The sequence below is a fragment of the Flavobacterium sp. FPG59 genome, assembly GCF_002150205.1.
In the GTDB taxonomy this organism is placed as follows: domain Bacteria; phylum Bacteroidota; class Bacteroidia; order Flavobacteriales; family Flavobacteriaceae; genus Flavobacterium.
Map to the genome: position 1 here is coordinate 1 of NZ_MTCA01000262.1, position 3,731 is coordinate 3,731.

At 35.1% G+C, this 3,731-nt stretch carries 7 protein-coding genes and 1 tRNA gene; all 8 read right to left on the bottom strand.

What is annotated here, in order from left to right; genetic code table 11:
• Positions 1 to 89 precede the first annotated feature (89 nt).
• Positions 90 to 458: a 50S ribosomal protein L7/L12 gene (gene rplL / locus FPG59_RS14665; protein WP_086455315.1), complete on the bottom strand. Its 369-nt coding sequence runs from the start codon at positions 456 to 458 to the stop codon at positions 90 to 92.
• Between the two features lie 86 nt (positions 459 to 544).
• Positions 545 to 1,057, bottom strand: coding sequence for a 50S ribosomal protein L10 (gene rplJ / locus FPG59_RS14670; protein ID WP_086455316.1), 513 nt, complete (start codon positions 1,055 to 1,057; stop codon positions 545 to 547).
• 22 nt (positions 1,058 to 1,079) lie between these two features.
• Positions 1,080 to 1,769, bottom strand: coding sequence for a 50S ribosomal protein L1 (rplA, locus tag FPG59_RS14675; RefSeq protein ID WP_039111376.1), 690 nt, complete (start codon positions 1,767 to 1,769; stop codon positions 1,080 to 1,082).
• Positions 1,770 to 1,782: 13 nt separating this feature from the next.
• Positions 1,783 to 2,220: a 50S ribosomal protein L11 gene (gene rplK / locus FPG59_RS14680; RefSeq protein ID WP_007807442.1), complete on the bottom strand. Its 438-nt coding sequence runs from the start codon at positions 2,218 to 2,220 to the stop codon at positions 1,783 to 1,785.
• Between the two features lie 67 nt (positions 2,221 to 2,287).
• Positions 2,288 to 2,839 carry a transcription termination/antitermination protein NusG gene (gene nusG, locus FPG59_RS14685; RefSeq protein ID WP_086455317.1) on the bottom strand — a complete coding sequence of 184 codons (552 nt, stop codon included), beginning with the start codon at positions 2,837 to 2,839 and terminating at the stop codon, positions 2,288 to 2,290.
• An 11-nt stretch (positions 2,840 to 2,850) separates the two neighbouring features.
• Positions 2,851 to 3,048, bottom strand: coding sequence for a preprotein translocase subunit SecE (gene secE / locus FPG59_RS14690; RefSeq protein ID WP_086455318.1), 198 nt, complete (start codon positions 3,046 to 3,048; stop codon positions 2,851 to 2,853).
• Between the two features lie 16 nt (positions 3,049 to 3,064).
• Positions 3,065 to 3,135 (bottom strand) — tRNA-Trp (locus FPG59_RS14695).
• A 58-nt stretch (positions 3,136 to 3,193) separates the two neighbouring features.
• On the bottom strand, positions 3,194 to 3,731 hold a 538-nt coding region (locus FPG59_RS14700), incomplete at its 5' end, for an EF-Tu/IF-2/RF-3 family GTPase (RefSeq protein ID WP_254906717.1).

Genomic DNA, 3,731 nt, shown 5'->3' on the forward strand with positions numbered 1-3,731 from the left:
ACACTAGATTTTAATTATACGAAAAAATGGTTTAGGTCAAAAGGTGATTAAACCCATGACCTAAACCGTATTCATTAAACGGAGTTTAATTATTTAAGCTCAACAACAGCTCCAGCTTCTTCTAAAGATTTTTTAAGACCTTCAGCCTCTTCTTTAGTTACACCTTCTTTAACGTTACTTGGAGCGCTATCAACTACATCTTTAGCTTCTTTCAAACCTAAACCTGTAAGTTCTTTAACTAATTTTACAACTGCTAATTTAGAAGCACCAGCCTCTTTCAATACAACTGTAAATTCAGTTTGAACATCTTCAGCAGCAGCTTCACCACCACCTGAAACTACTACAGCTGCAGCAGCTGGTTCGATTCCGTACTCATCTTTTAATATTGTTGCTAATTCGTTAACTTCTTTAACTGTAAGGTTAACTAATTGTTCTGCGAATTGTTTCAAATCTGCCATTTTTTTATCGTTTTAAAATGATTTGTAAAATATAATTTATTTATTGTGCGCGTAATTCAAATAATATTAGATAAAATCTAAAATTATTAAGCTTCAACTTCTTCAGAGACTTCTTCGCTACCAGCGAATTGGTTTTGTAAAGCAGAAATAACTCTCTGTGCAGGTGATTGTAATAATCCAATGATTTCACCAATAAGCTCTTCTTTAGATTTGATAGTTGCTAATGCATCTAATTGATCGTCACCTAAATAGATTTCAGAGTTAATGTAAGCACCTTTTAAAATAGGCTTAGCTGATTTTTTTCTAAAATCTTTAATGATTTTTCCTGGAGCATTAGCCACATCTGAAATAAAGATAGCGCTATTACCACTCAATACTGAAGGTAAATCACCATAATCATTATCAGAAGCTTCCATTGCTTTTGCAAGCAAAGTGTTTTTTACAACCTCTAATTTTATACCTGCTTTAAAACAAGCTCTTCTTAAACTTGAAGTAGTTTCTGCGTTAAGTCCTGAAATATCAGATACATATATAATATTTGTACCAGCTAACTGTGCAGTTAAATTTTCAATCGCGATTGATTTTTCTTCTCTAGTCATACTAAAAGTTATTAACTACCAATTATACTGCTTTAGGATCCAATGCAATAGCAGGACTCATTGTGCTTGTAAGGTGTATACCTTTAATGTACGTACCTTTAGCAGCAGTTGGCTTAAGTTTAATTAATGTTTGAATAATTTCGTGTGCATTGTCATAGATTTGCTCAGCTCCAAAAGAAACTTTACCAATTCCAGCATGAACAATTCCAGTTTTATCAACTTTAAAGTCAATTTTACCAGCTTTAACCTCTTGAACAGCTTTAGCAACATCCATAGTTACTGTACCTGTTTTAGGGTTTGGCATTAAACCTCTTGGTCCTAATATACGACCTAAAGGACCTAATTTACCCATAACAGCTGGCATCGTGATAATTACATCAACATCTGTCCAACCATCTTTGATTTTTTGTAAATAGTCATCAAGACCTACATAATCAGCACCAGCTGCTAAAGCCTCAGCTTCTTTATCTGGAGTAACTAATGCTAAAACTTTTACATCTTTACCAGTACCGTGAGGTAATGTAACAACACCTCTTACCATTTGATTCGCTTTTCTTGGATCTACACCCAAACGAACTGCGATATCAACAGACTCATCAAATTTTGCAGAAGCTATAACTTTGATTAATGCAGCAGCATCTTTCAAAGAGTATAGTTTGTTCTTCTCAATTTTAGAAGCAGCCTCTTTTTGCTTTTTTGTTAATTTTGCCATTTCTTTCTCTTAATTAAAAAGGAGCATCTCCTGATACAGTTATACCCATAGATCTAGCAGTTCCAGCGATCATGCTCATAGCAGATTCGATTGTGAATGCATTTAAATCTACCATTTTATCTTCAGCTATCGCTTTGATAACATCCCAAGTAACACTTGCTACTTTTTTACGATTTGGTTCACCTGATCCAGACTTTAGCTTTGCAGCCTCCAATAATTGAACGGCAGCTGGAGGAGTTTTTACAACAAAATCAAATGATTTGTCTTTATACACAGTAATTTGTACTGGGCATATTTTGCCAGGTTTATCTTGTGTTCTAGCATTAAACTGCTTACAGAACTCCATGATATTAACCCCAGCAGCTCCTAAAGCAGGTCCAACCGGTGGCGACGGATTCGCAGCACCTCCCTTAACTTGTAGTTTAACTACCTTACTAATTTCTTTAGCCATTTTTTAAAAAATTTAACACCATAATCATTGGAAGCGATTACAGTGGATATTATAGATGTAACAAAAATTATACTTTTTCAACTTGCATAAAACTAAGTTCTAATGGGGTTTTTCTACCGAAAATTTTAACCATTACTTCTAGTTTACGCTTTTCTTCATTTATTTTTTCAACTGAACCATTAAAACCATTAAATGGACCATCAATTACTTTAATTGTTTCTCCAACATTGAAAGGAATAGATCTAGTGTCAGTATTTACAGCAAGCTCATCGACCTTACCTAACATTCTGTTAACCTCAGACATTCTTAAAGGAACAGGCTCACCACCTTTAATCTCACCTAAAAAACCAATAACGCTAGTAATTGATTTTATGATATGAGGTATTTCTCCAACAAGATTCGCTTCTATCATGACATAGCCAGGAAAGTAAACTTTATCTTTAACTAATTTTTTCCCTTCTTTAACAGTTACTACTTTTTCAGTAGGAACTAGAACTTGAGAAACATAATCAGTCATTTCCAATCTTGCAATTTCAGTCTCAATATAAGCTTTAACTTTATTTTCTTGGCCACTTACCGCTCTAACGACATACCATTTTTTAACATTCACATCTGCCATAACAAAAAAAATTAAGCTTTTATCCAGTTAAAAAATCCTGCTAAAGCTTTTGCGAAAATTTCATCAACTCCCCATGTTCCCAAGGCAAATAAAACAGAAAAAACAGCCACAACAATCGTGAGACGTTGTACCTCAGACCATTCTGGCCAAGTTACATTTGATTTCAATTCTTCAAATGCTTCTGATATGTAATTTACAACTTTTGTCATTGTGATATATTTTTTGCACGGGCGGAGGGATTCGAACCCCCATCAACGGTTTTGGAGACCGCTATTCTACCCTTGAACTACGCCCGTAGAATAAAAAACAATGTCGTCGTTTAACGACATTGTTTTTGAATTTATTATTTGTAGATTAACCTACAATCTCAGTAACTTGTCCAGCTCCTACTGTTCTACCACCTTCACGGATAGCGAAACGTAAACCAACGCTCATTGCGATTGGGCTTAACAAAGATACATTGATAGTTAAGTTATCTCCTGGCATTACCATCTCTACACCTTCTGGCAAAGTAATAACTCCTGTTACGTCAGTTGTACGTACGTAGAACTGTGGACGGTAGTTGTTATGGAATGGAGTGTGACGTCCACCTTCTTCTTTTTTCAAGATATAAACCTCAGCTTTGAAAGTTGCGTGTGGCTTAACAGATCCTGGCTTAATGATAACCATTCCTCTTTTGATAGATTCTTTATCAACACCTCTTAACAATAAACCTACGTTATCTCCAGCTTCACCTCTATCAAGGATTTTACGGAACATCTCAACTCCAGTGATAGTAGAAGTCAATTTTTCAGCTCCCATACCAATGATTTCAACTGGATCTCCTGTATTAGCAATACCTGTTTCGATACGACCTGTAGCAACAGTTCCACGACCAGTAATTGTAAATACA